4 protein-coding genes are annotated in these 20,988 nt (G+C 73.4%); all 4 read left to right on the top strand.

The features are described 5' to 3' along the window. The first annotated feature begins 119 nt into the window (after window positions 1-119). The 4 genes from H7827_RS04060 (at window position 120) to H7827_RS04045 (ending at window position 20,906) form a co-directional block, all read left to right on the top strand. Window positions 120-1,238 (top strand): aminotransferase class V-fold PLP-dependent enzyme, encoded by a 1,119-nt coding sequence (locus tag H7827_RS04060; protein WP_432742745.1) that lies wholly within the window; start codon window positions 120-122, stop codon window positions 1,236-1,238. Between the two features lie 712 nt (window positions 1,239-1,950). After that, window positions 1,951-2,646: a thioesterase II family protein gene (locus tag H7827_RS04055; RefSeq protein ID WP_432742743.1), complete on the top strand. Its 696-nt coding sequence runs from the start codon at window positions 1,951-1,953 to the stop codon at window positions 2,644-2,646. Window positions 2,647-2,672: 26 nt separating this feature from the next. Beyond that, window positions 2,673-12,917 carry an amino acid adenylation domain-containing protein gene (locus H7827_RS04050; protein WP_432742741.1) on the top strand — a complete coding sequence of 3,415 codons (10,245 nt, stop codon included), beginning with the start codon at window positions 2,673-2,675 and terminating at the stop codon, window positions 12,915-12,917. Window positions 12,918-12,941: 24 nt separating this feature from the next. After that, window positions 12,942-20,906, top strand: coding sequence for an amino acid adenylation domain-containing protein (locus tag H7827_RS04045; RefSeq protein WP_432742739.1), 7,965 nt, complete (start codon window positions 12,942-12,944; stop codon window positions 20,904-20,906). The last annotated feature ends 82 nt before the right edge of the window (window positions 20,907-20,988 follow it).

Genomic DNA, 20,988 nt, shown 5'->3' with positions numbered 1-20,988 from the left:
TAGCATCGGCGCGTGCACGGACATCACCCTGCTGACGATCGCCGGCGGCGGCCGGCCGGATCCGCGGGTGCGGGTGCTCCGGCCGCCACCGCGGCACCGATGACGCGGAAGGTACCTTCATGACGGCGGAGTTCGACGCTTATCTCGCCTCCTTCTCCGAGCCGGCCGGCTACCTGAACTTCGGCAGCTACGGGCCGCCCTCGCGCGCCGTCGTGGAGACCATGGGCCGCCTCGCGGCGGACGCAGCCGCCGGTATCCCCTCGGTGGGACTGCACGCGGAGGACGAGAACGCCCTCGCCTCACTCGCGCGCCTGACCGGCTTCGACCGTGACGCACTGGTGCTGACGTCCAGCACCTCGTTCGGCCTGCTGCAGGTCGCCTTCGGCCTGCCGCGCGGCGCGGTGCTCGTCAGCAGCGCCGAGTTCCCCTCGAATCTCTACGCGTGGTGGCGCGCCCAGGACGCGGGGCTCACCACCGTGCGCACCCTGCCCGCCGTGCCCGGCGACGCGTTGGCCCCGGTGACACCGGACCGTGTCGCGGCCTCCCTCACCCCGGACACGGTCGCGGTGGCGGTCAGCGCGGTCGACTTCCGTACCGGGTTCCGCGCGGATCTGGCCGGCATCCGTGCGGTGATCGGCGACCGGCTCCTCGTGGTGGACGGCATTCAGGGGTTCGGTGTCCTGGACACCGACTGGACCGTGACCGACGCCCTGGTGGTCGGCGGCCAGAAGTGGCTGCGGGCCGGGTGGGGCACGGGCTTCGTGGCGCTGTCCCCCCGGGGCACGGAGCGCCTGCGGCCCGTACTCGGCGGCTGGACCGGTGTCGAGAACCCCTCCCGGTACGACGGTGTGCTCCATGAGCCGCTTCCCGGCGCACCGGGTCTGTCGGTCACCAACGGATCACCGTTCGCCTCCGGGGCGCTCGCGACGGCGCTCGCCCAGCTGGAGTCGGTCGGGGTCGCCACCGTGCGGCGCCGTATCGAGGACACGGTGACCGTGTTCATCGACCGGCTCCGCGCCGCGGGCGTGCCGGTCCTGTCGCCCGTCGCTCCCCGGGACCGCGCGGGCCTGGTGGTGGCGGGGATTGCGGGCGGCGACGCCCCGGCGGTCAACGAGCGGCTGCGGGCGGCGGGGGTGAGCGCGACCGCCCACGGGGCGGACCGCATCCGCTTCAGCGTGCACGCCACCACCACGCCGGTCGCGCTCGACGCGGCACTGGCGGTACTGGGAGAACGCTGAACGCCCACCCGTGGGGCGGTGCCGGGGATCTCTCCGGGCGGGCGGAGGGCGACCTGCCGCGACGCCGGGGGACGCGCCACCCCGGGTGAACTCCCCGTACCGGCCGGTGGCGTGCTCCGTTCCGCCGGGGACCGGGCCGGTGCAGAAGGAGTGCGGAAGGAGTGCGGAACGGCGGGAACCGGTGACGGGTGATCAAGCGTGTGTGAAGGCAGAGATGCCGGGCGGTCAGCCGGCGGGCCCGCGCGGCGCGTTGCCGCGGGTCCCGTGCTGCCCGCCGGGCGCCGTGACCGTGCTCATCCACCCGGTCATGGTGCCGGGCATGGCAAGCGACCCCCCGGCCGAATAAGACACCCGTTCGCGTATTGCGGTGGGCATTGCTTTTATTTCGCGCGGCTATTGGTTACTCGCTGGTAAAGAATGCGTCCGGAGTAGTTCTTCCGTGCAGGTGGGCGGCGGTGCCGGGGGCCCGGAAAACTGACGCTGGCGCTCCGAAGCGGGGCTCTGTTAGTATCCGTCACGGCGCAAGCGGAACGCGGTGGGGAATTACCGCGGACCTCACCGTGGGGTTTCCTGTGAGCCGTATCCAGCCGGATGCGGGGCCTCGCAGGGCTCTACCGCGCTGTTTGATGAATGGGGCGGTCGCGCCCTTCGGGGGTGCAAAGACTGCGGTACGCCGACGGCGTGCGGCAACGGGGGTCTTTCGTTCATGAACGTGAAATTGATATGCCTGCCCCACGCCGGGGGCAGTGCGAGTCGGTACCACCGCTGGCGTGCCCTGCTGCCGGCACACCTCGATGTCGTACCGCTGGAGCTGAACGGACGCGGCGACCGCGTCGGCGAACCCCTGTACGCCTCGTTCGCCGAGGCGCTGGACGATCTCACCCACCGCACCCTGCCGTTGCTCGCCACCGGACAGCCCTTCGCCCTGTTCGGGCACAGCATGGGCGCCTACCTCGCGCTGGAGCTGGAACGGCGCCTGGAGTCCATGGGACTGCGGGCCCGGCACCTCTACCTCTCCGGGCGCGGTTCACCGCGGTACCGCGACGTGCTCGGCGCGCCCGTGAGCGCGCTGGACGACGCGCGTCTGCTGTCGGAGCTGGCGGCCTTCGGCGGCCTGCCGGCCTCCCTCGCGGAGCACGACCTCATGTCCACGCTGTTCCTGCCCGTCATCCGGGCCGATTTCCGGCTTCTCGAGGACGGCGCGGCGACGGCCGACGAAACCGTTCCGGTCCGCAGCCCCGTCACCGTTCTCAACGGCGAGGACGACGACACCGCCAACGCGGTATGTCATGCCGACTGGCTCCGGATCTCCTCATCCGTCGTTGACTTCCGCATGTATTCCGGCGGTCATTTCTTCATCGACGAGAATCTCCACAGCATCACTCAACTGATAGCGGCGAGAACGTAAAACAAGTTCGGGGGAACAAAAGAAAGATGGCTGATCACTTCAGCGTCGCCGGGATGTCACATGTCTCGGGCGGCGAGATTCTTCATGCGCCGAATTGGACCCATGTCTTCGCGGCACTGCGGGACGCGGCCCACCGGGCGCCGGACACCACGATTCATTTCTACGACGCCGGGGGCGCGTACCGCAGTACGACCTACGCGGGTCTGCGCGACGAGGCACTGCGGCTGTCCCGGTGGCTGACCGGCGAGGCCGGTCTGCGGCCCGGTGACCATCTGGTCCTCCAGATACCCGACGGCCACGAATATCTGCCCCTGTTCTGGGCGGCGATGCACGCCGGCGTCGTCGCCGTGCCGATGAGCGTCCCCCCGGTCCTGCGGCGCGAGACCCTCGAAGGGGTCTCCCGGGTCCTGGAGACGCTCGGCACCGGCCGGATCCTGGTGGGCACGGCCATCGCCGAGGAGTACCCCCCGGTCCTGGAGCTCCTGGGACACGACCCCGGATCGGTCCTGACCTTCCCTCCGGCCGCCGAACTGCCCGCCGTCCCCGACCCGGAGACCGGGCCGGCCACCGCGCCCGGGGACGACGCCGCGGTCATCTTCTTCACCTCCGGCAGCACCGGGACACCGAAGGGCGCCGTGCAGACGCACCGCTCGATGCTCGCGCGGGAGGCCGCCGTCCTGCAGGACGACGGCCCGGCGACCGACATCCAGCTCAACTGGATGCCGCTGGAGCACGCCGCGGGCATCCTCATGTCCCATCTGCGGGGCGTGTTCCGGCTGGCCGAACAGGTACAGGTCGCGCCCGGGCACATCCTGGCCGACCCGCTCACCCTGCTCGACCTCGTCGACCGGCACCGCGTCACCTACACCTGGGCGCCGCAGTTCGCCTACTCACTCCTCAACAACCTGGTACGGGCCCGCGAACACGCCGACTGGGACCTGTCCTGCCTGCGCCAGGTCATCAACGCCGGTGAGATGGTGAACGCACGGCTGACCGGCCTGCTGTGCGAGGCGCTGGCCGGCCACGGACTGCGGCCCGATGTCTTCGTGCCGGTCTGGGGCATGGCCGAGACCTGCTCCGGGGTGCTCTACAACCGGAACTTCCGCCCGCTCGCCGGCGCCGCGCCCGGTGCGGACGGCGAAGACGGCGCGCGCACCGCGCAGTTCGTCTCCCTGGGGCGCCCCATTCCCGGACTGGAGGTCGCCGTTCTCGACGCGGCCGGTGACATCCTCCCCGAGAGCGAGGTGGGCCACCTGGTGGTCAGGGGCGCGTGCGTGACCCCCGCGTACTTCCGCAACCCCGAGGTCAACCACGAGGCGTTCACCACCGAGGGGTGGTTCCGCACCGGTGACCTCGCCCGGATCCTGGACGGCGAGGTCACCATGACCGGCCGGGCCAAGCAGATCCTCGTCGTCAACGGCCTCAACGTGGACCTCTCCGAGGTCGAGGCGGCGATCGAGGAACTGCCCGGCGTGGAGACCAGCTTCACCGCCGCCTGGGCGCACACCGACCCCACCTCGGGCGAGGACCGGGCGATCGTCTTCTTCGTGCCGCGCGAGGAGCGCATGGAGGACCCGCCCGTCGAGGAGATCCGCGCCCAGGTGCTGCGCAGGATCGGCGTACGGCTGCACGCGGTCGTCCCCGTACGGCGCCGCGACATCCCCAAGACCAACCTCGGCAAGATCCAGCGCGCCAAGCTCGGCGCCCGGTTCCGGGACGGCGAGTTCGCCGACCGCGCCGTGGGCGAGTCCGGCGGCGGCCGGGCGCGCGCCGGTGAGACGCTGGCCTCCCTGGTCGGCCCCGGACGCTATCTGACGGCCTCCCCGCAGGAGGCGGAGGCGGGCCGCTCCGTACCCCCAGGGCCGGCGCCCGCACCTGTGCTGGGCGGTCTTGGCGGCGCATGGACCCGCGACGAGGCTCTCGAGGCCGCCGTACGCGCTCTGCCCGGCGTGGTGGACGTACGGGTGTGGACCTCCGAGGTGCTGCTGCCCGGGACGCGCGGCGCGCTGGCCGCCGTGGAGACCCGGCTCGACCACCCCGACTACCGCGAGGCGGTCCGCGAACGCCTCGCCCGCCGGCTCAGGCGCTCCGGTGTGACCGTCCACGAGATGGCCTTCGGGAGCGGTCTGGCGGACCACCCGGACGGCGATCTGCTCACCGCGCTCACCACACCCGGCGCCCCGGGCCCGCTCGTCCCCGCGGTCCCCGCGCCGATCGGCGCCTACCGCGACATCCTGGTACCGTCCGGCCCGCCCGAGCAGGCGGCGCCCGACGAGGCGAGGACGCTGCTCGTCCTCACCGACGACCCCACCGTGGCCGGGCGGTTCGCCGCCGACCCGGCACGCACCGTGGTCTGGGCGCACACCCCGCAGGCACCCGGGGCGGACTCGGCCGTGGTGCCGCCCGGCGTCCTGGTGACCGAGGTCGACCCCCGCGACGAGGAGGCGTACCGCTCGCTCGGCTCGACGCTGCGCGCGGCCGGCGCCGACACCGTCGCCGTGGCGCACCTGTGGGCCATGGACACCGGGGACGACGGGCACCGTGACGTGCTCGACGCGCAGGACCGGGGCGTCTTCAGCCTGCAGAACCTGTGGCGGCTGCTGCCCGAGGCCGGGATCACCCTCACCCGCACCACCGTGGTCACCCGCGCCGCGCTGGGCCCGCTGGACGCCAACCCGGGGTACCGGGCCGCCGCGGTCTCCGCGTTCGTGCGCGGTGCCGTGGCCGAGGGGCACACCGCCGTGCACATCGACCTGTCCGGAACGGGCGGCGATGTGGTGGAGGCCGTCCGCCGCGAGGAGACCACGGCCGCGGACGGCACGTCGGTGGCGTACGTGGACGGTGTCCGCCACCTCCAGGGACTTGAGGCGCTGCCGCTGCCCGAGGGTCCCTCACCGCTGGCGCTGCGGGACGGCTTCGTCGTGGTGAGCGGTGGTCTGGGCGGCATCGGCCGGCTGCTGACCGCGTTCCTGCTGCGGCACTTCGGACGGGACGTCCTGGTGCTGGGGCGGCGCGACCCGGAGCGGGCGGAGCGGGAGATCGCCGAACTGCGGGCGCTCGCGCGCGAGCACGGGGGCGCGTTCACCTACCGCCGGTGCGACCTGGGCGACGCGAGCGCGCTGCGGGCGGCGGTCGATGGACACGCCGCGTCCTCGGGGCTGCCCCTTCAGGGCGTGTTCCACCTCGCCGGGGTGATCCACGAGGCCCTGATCGCCGAGCAGTCGGTCGCCGATCTGCGGGCGGTGTACGCACCGAAGGTCCGCGCCCTGCACCTGCTGGGCGAACTGCTGCTGGAGCGGCACCCGGACGCGTTCCTGGTCGCCTTCGCCAGCGCCCGGAGCCTGGCCCCGGGCACCACCGTCTCCGGCTACGTCTCCGCCTCGGACTTCGCGGCCCACCACGCCGCCCACCTGCGTTCGCGCGGGCTGGCGGCCACCTCTGTGGCCTGGGGCGTGTGGGACGAGACCGGCATGAGCCGCAACCTGCGCGTCAACCGGTCGCTGAGCCGCCGCGGCATCGCGACGATGGACCCGCTGCGGGCCCTGCTCGCACTGTCCCGCGCCGTCGGCACCGACGCCTCAGGCGTCCATCTGGGGGTGGACGGGGCCCGGTTGCCGTCCTCGCTGCCCGTGCGGGAAGACCGTCCCGACCTGGACGACGTGTGCGTGGTCACCGACTTCGCCACCTTCGAGGAGGTGTTCGCCCCCCGCGCGGCGGAGTTCGCCGACGTGCTGCGGCCCGACCACGGCGACCGGCCCCCGCGCTACGCGCTCCTCGACGAGATGCCGCTGGACCGCAACGGCGCCGTCGACCGCTCCGCCGTGCTCAGCCGGCTGGACGTGCTGCGCGGCGAGGTGACCGTCGAGGGCCCGCGCGGCCCCCTGGAGGAGCGCATCCGCGACATCTGCCGCGCGGTCTTCCGGGTGGACACCATCGGCGTCACCGAGAACCTCTTCGATGTCGGCGCCGACTCCATCGCCACCATCCAGCTGCTGGCGCGGCTGCGTGACGAGAACGTCGTCCAGGTCTCCCACCAGGCGTTCTACGCGGAGCCCACGATCCGGCACCTGGCGGAGCAGGCGGTGGCCGGGGCGGAGCACACCGCGCCCGAGCGCGCCGGCGAGCCCGCACCGCCGCGCAGCGGGGCGGACGGCGACAGCCCGCTGACCCCGCAGCAGCGCCGCCTGTGGTTCCTCTTCGAGGCCGACCCGCAGAGCCCGTACTACAACAACACCGTGTCCATCACGGTGACCGGCGAGGTCGCGGCGCCGCTGCTCAAGGTCGCGGTGATGCAGCTGATCGACCGGCACGAGGCACTGCGGGTACGGTTCGGCGCCGGCGAGGACGGCGAGATCGTCCAGCGCCTCGTCCCCGTGGAGGAACTGGGCCTGGAGCTCACCGAGCACGACCTGCGCGCGATGCCGCAGGCGGAACGCGCGGCGCGGGTGGAGCGGATCATCGCGGATTGCGCCGCGATCCCCTTCGACCTGCCGGCCGAGCCGCCGGTGCGGGCCGCCGTCGTCCGGGAGAGCGAGGACCGGGCGACCATCGTGCTGACGATCCACCACATCGTCTCCGACGGCTGGTCGATGGGCGTCATCCTGTCCGACCTGGCCGCGATCCACGGCGACCTGCTGGCCCACGGCGTGGTGCGGCTGGACCCGATCCGCGGTCTCTACCCCCGGTACGTCACGGAGGTGACCGCGTACGAGGGGTCCCCGGCCCACCGTGAACAGCTCGACTACTGGACCGAGCAGCTCGGGGACGTCACCGTCCCGGCGGAGCTGCCCGGCCGGGTGACCGGCGGCGAGCCGGCCGGCTCGGCGGGCGACCACATCACCACCGTCGTGGACCCCGAGGTCCTGGCCGGCCTGCGCCGGCTGGCGCGCGAGCACGGCGTCTCGCTCTATGTGCTGCTGCTCGCCGCCTACGCGGTGCTGCACCAGCGGCTGACCCTGAGCGACCACGTCCGGCTCGGCACACTCGTCGCCAACCGGGGCCTCGGCGACACCGCGGGAATGGTCGGGTTCCTGGCCAACACGCTGCCGCTGGACCTCCGGGTCGATGACACGGAGCCCTTCTCGGCGCTGCTGGACCAGGTCAAGCGCAAGGTGATCGGCCTCCACGACAACCAGGACGTGCAGTTCGACTCCCTGGTGCAGGTGCTGCAGCCGGAGCGGGCGCACAACAGGAACCCGCTCTTCCAGGTGCTGTTCGCGCTGCAGAACGCCCAGATCGAGCAGGTGACCACCCCCGAGGCGTCGTGGCGGCTGCGGATCTGGGAGAGCGAGACCGCCAAATTCGACCTGTCGGTCCAGGCGTTCGAGCGGGAAGGGCGTCTCGACCTGGTCTTCGAGTACCGCCGCGACCTGTTCGCCCGCCGCGACGTCGAGCGCTGGAGCGAGGCCTATCTGACGGTGCTCGGCGACCTCCCCGGCCTGCGCGACCCGCGGGTCGGCGGCATCGAGATCGCCGGCCCCGCCGAACGGCGGCGCGCCCTGTCCATCAACGGCCCGCTCGACGGCCCGCTGCCCGCGTCCATCCCGGCCCGGCTGGCCGAGGTGGTACGGGCGCGGCCGGACGCGACGGCACTGGTGATGGGCGCGGAGCGGTTCACCTACGCGGAGCTGTGGGACCGCTCGGGCGCCTGCGCCGAGCGGCTGCGCGCCCGGGGCGTACGGGCCGGCAGCCGGGTGGCGGTCATGGCCCGCCGCTCGCCGCACGTGATCATCGCCATGGTCGCCGCGCTGCGCCTGGGCGCCGCCTACGTACCGCTGCGCCCCTCGGACCCGGCCGAGCGCCGTGACCTGGTACTGGCGGACTCCGAGGCGGTGCTCCTGCTCGACGAGGCGGAGCACCCGGACACCGCCGTGCCGCAGCTGACGCTGGGCGTCTACGACGTGCCGCCGGGCGACGGCGCCGCCGCCCGGCCCGACCACGCCGGCGACGCGGCCACCACGGCCGCCTACGTCATGTACACCTCCGGCAGCACCGGGCGTCCCAAGGGCGTGGTGGTCTCCGCCGAGAACATCCTGCGCCTGGTGCACGCACCCACCTTCGTCACCCTCGGCGAGCGGGACGTGGTGCTCCAGACCGGATCGCTCACCTTCGACGCCTCCACCCTGGAGGTGTGGGGAGCGCTGCTGAACGGGGCGCGACTGCACCTGGTGGACGAGCACGTGCTGCTGGACGCGACCACCCTGCGGGCCGCCGTCCGGGACACGGGCGCCACCGTGATGTGGGCGAGCGCCCCGCTGTTCAACCAGATCGTGGACGCCGACCCGGCCGCCTTCACCGGGCTGCGGCAACTGCTGGTCGGCGGCGACGTGCTGTCACCGCGGCACATCCGCGCCGTCCTCGACGCCGACCCCGGCGTGCGCGTCATCAACGGCTACGGCCCGACCGAGAACACCACCTTCTCCACCACGCACCCCATCCCCGCCGACCACCCCGATGACCGGCCCGTCCCCATCGGGCGCCCCATCGGCGGATCCTCGGCGTACGTGCTCAGCGGCTCCGGCCGGCTCCAGCCCGTCGGCGTCCCCGGCGAACTGTACGTGGGCGGCCGGGGGGTGGCGCTGGGCTACCTGAACCGCCCCGACCTCACCGCCGCCGCGTTCTCCCGGGACCCCTTCACCGCGAACGGGCGCATGTACCGCACCGGTGACCTGGTGCGGCTCAACGAGGACCTCGACATCGAGTTCATCGGACGGGTCGACCACCAGGTCAAGATCCGCGGCTTCCGGGTCGAACTGCCGGAGATCGAACGCGTCGCGCGCTCCCTTGCGTACGTGCGGGAGATCGTCGTCGAGGCCCGCGAGGGCGCGAGCGGCGGACTGCGGCTGGTCGGGTTCTGGTCCGGTGAGAGCGACCGGGACCTCCGCGCCGACCTGGAACGACTGCTGCCCGACTACATGGTCCCCTCGGTCCTGGTGCCGCTGGAGCGGCTGCCGCTGGACCGCAACGGCAAGGTCGACCGCCGTGCGCTGGCCGGCGTCGAGATCGCTCCCGCCCGGCCCGAGGGCGCCACCGGCGACCGGCCGGCCGTGGACGAACTGGGCCCCGAGGCCGCCGAACTGCGCCGGGTGTGGGCCGAACTCCTGGGAACCGAGGCGTTCGGCGCCGACGACACCTTCTTCAGCCTCGGCGGCGACTCCATCCAGGTCATCCAGATGACCAACCGGCTGCGCGGCTCCGGCTACCACCTCTCCGCCAAGGACGTCTTCGAGAACCAGACGATCCGCAAGCTGGCCCGCGTCCTGCGCCCGGGCCGGACGGCGGCGGCCGTCGTCGAACGGCAGGACACCGCGCAACTGGCGCCGATGCACGCCTGGATCCTCGACGCCCTGGGCGAGGAGGAATGGCTGGACCACTGGAACCTCCCGCTGGTGCTGGACCTCGACGAGGACCACCCCCCGCGGCGCATCGCCGCGGCGCTGCACGCGGTGGCCGCCCAGCATCCCGCGCTGCGCTCCCGGCTGCACCGGGTGGACGGCGTCTGGCACTACGAGGAGGACCTGCCCGCCGCCGAGGTCCCCGTCCGGGCCTGGGCGGTGACCGACCTCGCGGAGATCACCGGCGAACTGACCGAACTCCAGCGGACACTGGACCCGGCCCGCGGGCGGATGCTCCAGGCGGCCAAGGTGACCACGGGGGAGGGGCACAAGCTCGTCCTGGCGGTGCACCACCTGATCAGCGACGGCGTCTCGCTGCGCATCCTGGCCCGCGACCTGCGCACGGCCCTGCGGGAGGAGACCGGCACGCCGCCCGCCACCACCGGCACGGCCACCTACTCCTCGTGGATCGCCGCCACCCACCTGCACGCCGACTCCGCACCGCGACAGGACCAGGTGGCCTACTGGTCCGACGTCACCGACCGGGTCCGCAGCCCGTTCCCCCACGTGGTGCTCACCGAAGAGGCCACCGTGGACCGGGAGTTCCACCTCCCGGAGCGGGCCACCGAGACCCTGTCGCGCATCGGGCGCGGCTTCCCCGGCGCCGAACTCCAGCACGCGCTGCTGGCGACGCTGGCCACCGCGTACGGCGAGGCGTTCGGCACGCGGGAACTGCCGGTGCTGCTGGAGGGCCACGGCCGGGCCGACGTCGTGGACGACCTCGACCTGTCCGGCACCGTCGGCTGGTTCACCAGCATCTATCCCACGGTGCTGCCCACCGGCCCCCGGCAGGACCCGATCGCCGCCGTCCTGGCCTGCCGCGCCCACCTGGACGGCATCCCGGCCGGTGGCCGCGACTACGGGGCCCTCGCCTTCCTCACCGGCGCGGTCCGCCACCCCGCCGCCGCGATCCCCGTCGCGTTCAACTACCTGGGCGCCATGCCGGCCGGAATGGTCCTGGCGGACGCCGCCTACGGCCTCTTCCGCGCCCCCGACTCGCGGCGCGAGTGCGCCATCGAGGTCAACATCTTCCGCTACGGCGACGAACTGAAGGTCTCCGTACGGGTGGACCGGCGCTTCGCGGACCGGCCGGAGGTGGCCCGGCTGCTGGCCGGCTACGAGCAGGGCCTGTTCGACCTCGCCCGGCTGCTGGAGGAGACCCCCACCGGGGCCCACCCCGGGCAGCCCGCCGGGGAACCGGCCCTCGGCGACACCGAGCGGGAACTGCTGCGCGAACGGTACGGCGACCGCGTCGAGCACGTGCTGCCGCTGACCACCACCCAGGAAGGGCTGCTCTACCACGAGCTGATGAACCCCGGCGGCAGCGACTACTTCGGGCAGATCGTCACCACCCTCAGCGGCGACCTGCGGCGGGATCAGTTCGAGGCCGCGTGGCGCACGGTCGTCGCCGAGAACGAGATGCTGCGGACCGTCTACAGCTGGGAGAACCTGCCCCGGCCCGTCCAGGTCGTCCTGCGCGACCCGGACATCGAGGTCACCCACCGCGACCTGACGGCCCACGGCGACCCCGCCGGGCCGCGCGCGGCGGTCGACCGGGCCCTGGCCGAGGACATCGCCCGCGGCTTCGACCTCGCGAGCGGACCGCTGCTGCGCATCGCCCTGCTGCGGACCGGCCCCCAGGAGCACACGTTCGTCCTGAGCTTCCCCCATCTGTCCCTGGACGGCTGGAGCGTCTTCCGGATGCTCAGCCGGGCCATGGAGCTCTACGACGCCGACACCACCGAGGCCCTCCCCGCCCCGGCACCCGGCTTCCGGCACTTCGTCCGCTGGCAGCACGGCGTGGACCTGAGCGCGGCACGCGCCTACTGGGCGGAACACCTCAACGGCGCCAAGGCCTCGGCCCTGCCGCCGGAAGCCGCCCCGCAGGGCGGGGGAGAGGACCGCTTCAGCCAGCTGAACCTGGTCCTCGGCTCCGAGGAGACGAGCGCCGTCCGGACGTTCGCAGCCGCCTCCAGTTGCACACTGGGCACGGTGCTCCAGGCCGCGCTGGCACTGTCCCTGCGCATCGTCTCCGGCGCCGACGAGGTGATCTTCGGGACCACCGTCTCCGGACGCACCCCCGAGGTGCCGGACGTGGAACGCATCGTGGGCCTGCTCATCAACACCCTGCCGGTCCGGGTGGAGACCATCGGCGACGAGAAGGTCGGCGAACTGCTCCACCGGCTCCAGCGCGACGGCTTCGCCGCGATGGAACACGGTGACCTGGCCACCACCCACATCCTGGAGAGCGCCGGCGTCGGCACCGGACGCTCCCTGTTCGACGTGCTCTTCATCCTGGAGAACTACCCGCTGGGCCCCGAGCACCTCAGCTCGCAGCGCCTGGGCATCGGGGAGTTCGCCAGCCACGAGCGCACCAACTACCGGCTCACCGTCGTCGCGGTACCCGGCGACGAACTCACCGTCCGGTTCTCCTCGACGACCGGAACCGTCGACCCCGAGTGGGTCGCCGTGTTCGCCCGCGTCTTCCGCTCCTGCCTGTCGCAGATCGCGGAAGGACGGGCCACCGTGGCCGACATCGACGGCAGCGACCCCGGCGAGGTGGCCGAACTGCTGCGCCGCTCGGAGAACACGCCGACGGTGATCGCCGCACACGAGGACCAGCGGGAGTTCTTCGCCCGCTTCACCGGCCCGGTCTACGTGCTGGACCCGCAGGGGCGCCCGTGCCCGGCAGGCGTCCGGGGCGAGATCTACGCCGGAGCCGACTCCCCGGCCGCGCTGCCGGCCGACGGGGAGTGGGCGCAGTGGATGGCCGAGGGCGTCATCGCACCCGGCTTCCCCTCACCCAGCCCGTTCCTCTACCCCACCGGAGACGGTGGCATGTGGGTGGACGGCACCACCATCAAGCTGGACGACTGATCACCAGGAATCGGGGGATTCACCATGACCACACGTCATGCCAAGAGAGCGTCCGAACTGATCCGCCACCGGGGGCGCCGCTACCCGGTCGCCACCGTGGAGGCCGCCGCCCTGCGGGCCGCGGACGTCGCCGAGTGCGCCGCCGTCCAGTGCCGCACGGCGGACGGCTCCCCGCGGGCCGTCGCCTTCGTGCGCACCTCCTCCGGCCGTGCCGTCACGGCCGATGACCTGCCCGGCGTGCCGGTGGACGAGGTCATCACCGTCACGAGCCTGCCGCTGGACCGGCACGGGCGGGTCGACTACCCGCTGCTGCGCCAGGCCGCCGTCCTGGACCGCGAGCCGCTGCGCGAACGCGAGGCCCGCTGGCGGGAGGCGCACGGGCTGCGCGAGAGCGTCCTGCTCCACCGCGAGGTGTACGACCACGGCTCCCCGGTGACGCCGTCCGCCCCGGCGGCCGGCGACGGCGCCCCGGGAGGTACGGCCCCGCAGGCGAGCCCGCGCCAGGCCGTCCCCGCCTACGTCCAGGGCCCGCCCCTGCTGGAGGTACCCGGCGACGCCAGGACGCTGCCCGCCACGCTGCACCGCGCGGCACGCGCCGGCGAGGACACCGGCTGCCACTTCGTGGACGCCGCGGGGGACACCGTCTTCGTCTCCTACGCCCGCCTGCTGACACGGGCCGAGCGGGTCGCCGCCCGGCTCCAGTCGGGCGGGGTGGCCGCCGGTGACCTCGTGCTGCTGCTGGCCGGCAGCCAGGAGGAGTTCACCGTCGCCCTGTGGGGGACGCTGCTGTGCGGCGCGACCGCCGTACCGGTGACCCCCTCCGCCGACTACCGGGAGCGGCGCACCGAGGCCGAGGCCCTGCGCCGGATCTGGACCACCGCGCACCGGCCCCGGGTGCTGGCCACCGCGGGCCTGCTCCCGGAGGCGGAGCGGCTGCTTCAGGGCGCCACGCCGCTGTCCCTGTCCGAGGCCGAGGCGTACGACGGGTCGCCCCGGCCGGTCGACATCGAGCCCGCGTCGCCCGCGCTGATCCTGTTCACCTCCGGAAGCACCGGCACCCCCAAGGGGGTGGTGCAGTCGCACGCGAACCTCCTGAACAAGCAGCGGGCCGCGGTGCAGCACAGCGGCTACGCGGCCGACGACGTCTTCCTCAACTGGCTCGCGATCGAGCACGTGGTGGGTCTGGTCCACGCCCATCTGCTGCCCGTCTACCTGGGCGCCGCCCAGGTGCACGCCGCGACCGCGTACGTGCTGGGCGAGCCCACCCGGTGGGCCGAACTGGCCAGCGCCCACCGGGCCACGAACACCTGGGGCCCCAACTCCATGCTCGCGCTGCTCGCCGACGCGGTGGCGGACGGCGGCGAGCGGCGGTGGGACCTGTCGGCCGTGCGCCGCTGGATCAACGCCGGCGAGCAGGTGCACTACGGCACCTGCCAGCGCCTGCTGACGCTGCTGGAACCCCATGGTCTGCCGGCGGGCGCCATCAAGCCCGAGTGGGGCATGTCGGAGACCTGCAACATGGTGATCGTCTCCGACACCCTGGAGCGGGGCCGGACCACCGGCGTGCAGGACGTGCGCCGCATCCACCCGGACGGCGCCCTGGACTTCGCCGACCGCCCCGGCGGAACCGCCGGCCGGTTCGTCGAGTGCGGACGGGTGTACCCCGGCGTGGAGGCCCGGGTGGTCGACGAGGAGGGCGCCCTCGTGCCGGAGGGCCGCATCGGCACCTTCCAGGTCCGTGGCGCCACCCGGCTGCTGGAGTACTTCAACAACCCGGAGGCCAACGCGCGGTTCTTCCGCGAGGACGGCTGGTTCGACACCGGCGACCTGGCGTTCGTCCGCGACCGGAAGATCACCTTCACCGGACGCGGCGCCGACCGGATCATCGTCAACGGCCTCAACTACCAGAACGTCGACCTGGAGGCGCTGGTCGAAACCGTCCCCGGGGTGGTCCCCACCTTCGCCGCGGCCTGCTCGGTGCGCGACGCGGACGATGTGACCGACCACCTGGCCGTCTTCTACGTCCCCCAGGACACCGGCCCCGCCCGCGTCACCGCGCAGATCAAGGAGATCCAGTCCGTCCTGCGGCGCGAGTTCGGCCTGTCGGCGCGCTACGTCGTGCCGCTGGGCACCGAGCGGATCCCCAAGACGAGCATCGGCAAGATCCAGCGCGGCAAGCTCGTCTCCCGGCTCGCCGCCGGGGAGTACGACGAGGAGCTGCGGGCGACCGCCCAGCTGCGCGGTGCCCGGCAGCGCGTGATCCCGCCGTGGTTCTTCACCGAGACCAGCCACCCGCGTGTCCTGCCGGCCCCCGCGGGGCGGCCGGTGGACCTGACCCTGACCGGCGGCTCCCCGGCCGACCGGGAAGCGGTCGGCCGCGCCCTGGCGCAGACGCTGACCGTGGTCTCGGGCCCGGCCGCCGAACAGCCCGCCGAGACCCTCGACGCCGTGGTCGACCTGACGCTGACCCGGGACGGCTGGGACGCCTCGGACGTGCTCCGGCTGATCACCGCCACCGCCGAGCGGCAGGCCGCCGAACCGGCGGGCCGGGCACGGAAGATCCTGCTGGTGAGCGTCGGCGACCGGGGCCGCGACGCCGCCGCCCGCGCCCACCTCGGCGCCCTCCAGGGCTATGTGCGCAGCGTGCACGGCGACGCCCACGACCCGGCGGTCATCTGGTGCGATCTCGACACCCTCGATGAGGCGAACACGGCGGCGCTGGCCGCCGAACTGACCGCCCCCTCGGGAGCGGCGGTGGTCGCCCACCGCGCCGGCGTCCGCTCCGAGCGCGCCCTGGCCCCCGCACCCGCCGTCGCCCCCGGCACGCCCGGGGCCGCCGCACCGGTCCTCACGGCCGGCGGCACGTACCTGGTCAGCGGCGGACTGGGCGGGGTGGGCCGCGAGGTGAGCCGCTTCCTCGCCGACCGCCACCAGGCCCGCCTCCTTCTGGTGGGCAGTACCCCCCTGGAACGTCTCGACGCCGAACGCCGCCGGGAACTGGACGCGTTGGCGGCCCGGACCGAGGTGCGTTACCTCGCCGTGGACCTGGCCGCGCCCGACGCCGCCGCGCGGCTGCGGGAGGCCGCGGGACCCGGGGCCGTCGACGGGGCGTTCCACCTCGCCGGTCTGGGCACCTTCGGCGCCCAGACGCTGGAGGGCCTCGACGGGCAGCGGACGGTCGACGCCGAACGCCTCGCCCGGTACACGGCGGTGAAGGTGGGCGGCCTGTTCGCGCTGGCGGCGGTGGCGGGACCGGCCGCCCCGCTGATCGCCTTCAGCTCCGTCAATGCCTACTTCGGCGGCGTCGGGCACACCGAGTACTCCGCCTCCAACAGCGCGCTCAACGAGGCGGTGCGCGTCCTGCGCGCCCAGGGCCACCGTGCGGCGGTCTCGCTCGGCTGGAGCGCGTGGACGGACCTGGGCATGTCGAAGGGCAACACCGTGCCGATCGAACGGCGCGGCTTCCTGTCCCTGGACCCCGACCTGGCCCTGGAGTCCCTGCTCCTCGCGCTCGGCCACGACCGCACGGTCACCTACGTCGGCCTGGACGGTGCCCACACCGACATCGCCGCGCAGGTACGGCACAAGCCCGGCTGGCGGCTGGTCCCCACCTACTACTACGCGGCGGACGGCGAGATACCCGCCGCCGAGATCGCCGCCCTCGCGCCCGGGACCGAGAGCGCGCTGGTGCCGCAGATCCCCCGGCGGCGCGACGGGCAGGTGGACACCGTCCGGCTGCTCCAGTCGGCCGGCACCCGCGCCACCGGCGACCGCCCCGCGACGGAGACGGAACGCCGGCTCGCGGCCGTGTGGGAACGCATCCTGGGCACCGAGGACCTGGCACGGGACGACGACTTCTTCTCCCTCGGCGGGCACTCGCTGATGGCGGCCCGGCTCGGGAACGACATCCGCGCCGAGTTCGGCGTCACCCTCGCCCTGCACGAGGTGTTCGACGACCCGACCCTGTCGGCCATCGCCCGGGTGATCGACGAGAAGTCGGCGCGCCCCGCACCGGACCCCGGATCCGCCACCGCGCCCGGCACGGAGCCCGGGGACGGACCGTCCGCAGCCCAGCGCCGCATCTTCTTCGCGGAGAACGTCGAACCCGGCCTGGCCCTGTACAACATCGTGGCGGCCTGGGAGCTGACCGGCGGCATCGACGCCGGCCTGCTGGAGAAGGCCCTGGCCTTCGTCACCCGCCGGCACGAGGCGCTGCGGACGGTCTTCGACACGGTCGGCGGCACCCCCGTCACCCGCGTCGTGGAGCGGCCCGACGTCACGCTGCACCGGGCCCCGCTCGCGGAACTGGACGAGGAGGAGGCGCGGGCCCGGCTGTCGGAGGTCCTCGACGCGGAACTGCGGCACAAGTACGACCTCGCCGCCGCCCCGCTGGCCCGCTGCACCCTCGCCCAACTGCCGCGCGAACGGTCGGTGCTGATCGTCTCGCACCACCATCTGGCCTCCGACGGCTGGTCGCTGGGCGTCTTCATGCGCGACCTCGTCCTGGTCTACAACGCGCTGGCGGCACAGGACATGCCGGACCTGCCGGCGGTCCCGGCGGACGTCCCGGCGGCGGTGCGCCGCCAGGACGCGGCCGGCGCCGCCTCCGACAGCTCCGCGCACCACTGGCGGCAACTGCTGGAACGGGACATCGCCCCGCTGGAACTGCCCCTGGACCACCCCCGGCCGCAGATGCAGTCCTACGCGGGGGACACCCTCTTCCTCCGGCTCGATCCGCGCGAGGTGCGGCGGATCAGCGCCGCGGCGGCAGGCGTCGGCGTCTCCACGGCGGTCTGGCTGGCCACCGCCTTCGGTGTGCTGCTGTCCCGGCTCACCGGGCGGCAGGACTTCCTCCTCGGGATGCCCGCGATGCGCCGCGACGACCCGGGACTGGCCGAGGCCGTCGGCATGTTCGTCAACACCCTCCCGTACCCGATGTCGGTGCCCGCCGACCGGACGGTGCACGAGCAGTGCGCGGCGGTCCGGCAGGGCATGACGGAGCTGCTGCGGCACCAGGACTACCCGTTCGACCACATGGTGGCGAACTTCGCCCCCGAACGGGACACCTCCCGCCCGCCGCTGGCCCAGACCATGTTCAACTACGTGCCCACGGAGGACTTCCCGCAGTTCGCCGGCACCACCAGGTCCCCGCTGGAACTGCGGCACCGCATCGCCCGCTTCGAGCTGTCGCTGCACGCCTACGAGCGGGAGGACGGACTGGTTCTCGCCTTCGAGTACGCCACCGCGCTCTTCCGGGAAGAGACCGTACTCGGCTGGCAGCGGGCGTTCCGCACCCTGCTGGAGGCCATGGCCGAGGACCCGCGGCGGACGGTCTCCCGGCTGCCCGCCATCCCCGCCGGGGAACGGGAAGCCGCCCTGCGGCTGGGCCGCAACACCCGCGAGAGGCCCGAACAGGGCTCGGTGGCCGTCGCGTTCGCCTCCACGGCGCGCACCTTCGCCGACCGCACCGCACTGGTCCACGGCGAACAGACGCTCACCTACCGCGAGCTGGACGCGCACAGCGCCGGCGTCGCGGCGCACCTCGCCGCGCACGGCGTGACGGCCGGCGACCGGGTGGCGCTCGACGCGGCCAAGCGGGTCGAGACGGTCGTGGGGATGCTCGGCATCCTGCGCCTGGGCGCCTCCTACGTCCCGGTCGACCCCGACCAGCCGGCGTCGGTGACCTCGGCCGTCCTGCGGGCCGGCGAGATCCGCGGCCACCTCACCGCCACCGGCTGGGTCGCCGTCGACGCGGCGGGCGAACCCGAAGGAGAAGTACGGGAGATCCCGTTCCGCTCCACCACGGACACCGCCCCGGACCGCGACATCGCCGGGTCCTGCGAGGCGTACGTGATGTTCACCTCCGGCACCACCGGGGTGCCCAAGGGCGTCGCCATCGCCAACTCCAGCATCGTGGGCCTGGTCCGCGATCCGGACTGGATCACCTTCGACGAGGGAACACGGGTCCTGCAGACCGGGTCGCTGTCCTTCGACGCGGCCACCCTGGAGGTGTGGGCGCCGCTGCTCAACGGCGGCACCCTGGTCCTGACGGACAAGGAGAACATCCTCGATGTCACCCGGCTTCGCGCGGAGATCGAGCGCTCGCGTCCCACCCTCATGTGGGTGAGCGCCCCGCTGTTCCACCAGCTGACCGACGCCGACCCCGCGCTGTTCGCCGGCGTGGCGGACCTGCTGGTGGGCGGGGACGTGGTCGCGCCCGAGCACGTCAACCGGGTGCTGGAACGGTGCCCCGGAACGCGGATCACCAACGGCTACGGGCCCACGGAGAACACCACGTTCACCACCACGCACACCATGACCGCTCCCGTGCACGGCGCCGTGCCCGTCGGCCGGCCGATCCGGGGCCGTACCGCCCTCGTCGTCGACGACCACGGCGAGGTGGTGCCGTTCGGCGTCCAGGGCGAGCTGTACGTCGGCGGCGAAGGACTGGCCCTGGGCTATGTCGGCAACGCCGAAGAGACCGCGCGGCGGTTCACCGAGATCCCGGCCCTTCCGGGGGAACGCCTGTACCGCACCGGCGACTTCGCGACGCTCGACGCCGACGGCGTGGTCCACTACCGGGGCCGCCGCGACGGGCAGGTCAAGGTCCGCGGCCACCGGGTGGAACTGGACGCGGTACGGGCCGCGCTGTGCTCCCTGCCGGGGGTCCGCGACGCGTTCGTCCTCAGCGTCGCCGAGGCCGGCGGCGCGCTCACCGCGCACGTCGCCGCCGACGGGACGGACCCCGCCGAACTGCGCACCAGGGTGCGCGGACTGCTCCCCCCGTACGCGGTGCCCTCCGTGATCCAGGTCTACGACGCGCTGCCGCTCAAGAGCAGCGGCAAGGTGGACGTGTCGCTGCTGCGCACCGCCGCCGACACCCCGGCGGCCGAGCCGGCGGCTGCCTCCACCGAGCCCCTCGCCCCGCGCGCGGAGCGCCTGCTGGCCGCCTACGCGTCGGTGCTGAACCTCCCGCGGGTCGGCCCGGACGACTCCTTCTTCGAACTGGGCGGCGACTCGCTGCTCACCATCAAGCTGGTGGCACTGCTCCGGGAGGAAGACGTCCTGGTCGACCCCAAGCAGGTGTTCCTCTACCCGGACGTGCGCACCCTCGCCGCGGCCCTGGAGGACCACGAGCAGCAGGTCACCGCCCGTGGCGGGCGGCCGGCCGCCAAGCTGGTGCGGCTGCGGCCCACCCCGGGGGACGGTCCGGACATCGTCTTCGCCCCGCCGGCCGGCGGAACGGTGCTCGGCTACATCGAACTCGCCCGCCACCTGCGGGGGTTCGGGGCGGTCCACGGGGTGGAGGCACCCGGTCTCGCGGCCGGTGAGTCCCTGGTCCTGCCGAGCTTCGAGGAAGCGGTCGACTTCTGCTTCGAGGCGGCGGAGGACGTGCTCGGCGACGGCGGATACGTCGGGGGGCACTCGCTGGGCGGCCACATCGCCTTCCACCTGGCCGCGACGCTCATCGACAAGGGAGTGAAGCCCAAGGGGCTGATCATCCTCGACACCCCGCCGAACCTGGGGGACATTCCGGTCGCGGACGCCGACCTGACGGAGGAGGAGACCCGCGTCTTCATCCTCGCGATGGGCATCGGCGGCATGCTCGACCAGGACCGCGACCTCCTGCGGAAGCTTCCGTACGAGGAGGCCAAGCGGGTCCTGCTCGACCGGGCACGCAAGGACCCCCGGGTCGCGGCGTTCCTGAGCGCGGAGTACCTGGACCGGTTCCTGCGGTTGCAGATGCACCAGTTGATGTACTCGCGCGACGTGGCCCTGCCGGACCGGAAGCTGGACATCCCGGTCTTCGTCTTCCGCACCGGACAGCACGCGAGCGACGTCGCGGGCCTGTTCTCCGACTGGTCCCGGTACACCACCCGGGAGGTCACCTTCGTCGACATCCCCGGCGACCACGCCTCGATGCTGCGCTCGCCGCACGTCACCGAGGTCGCCAGGCTCCTCGACGAACACTGCGGCGCCCCACGGTGACGCGCCGGGCCGGCGAGCCGCACACCGCGCTCGCCGGCCCGGACCGGCCCGGCGAGGACAGCCGTACACCGTCCGGGTGCCC

It is taken from the genome of Streptomyces sp. JH002 (assembly GCF_050916115.1).
GTDB lineage: Bacteria > Actinomycetota > Actinomycetes > Streptomycetales > Streptomycetaceae > Streptomyces > Streptomyces xiamenensis.
This window is presented reverse-complemented; position numbering and strand designations above follow the sequence as displayed.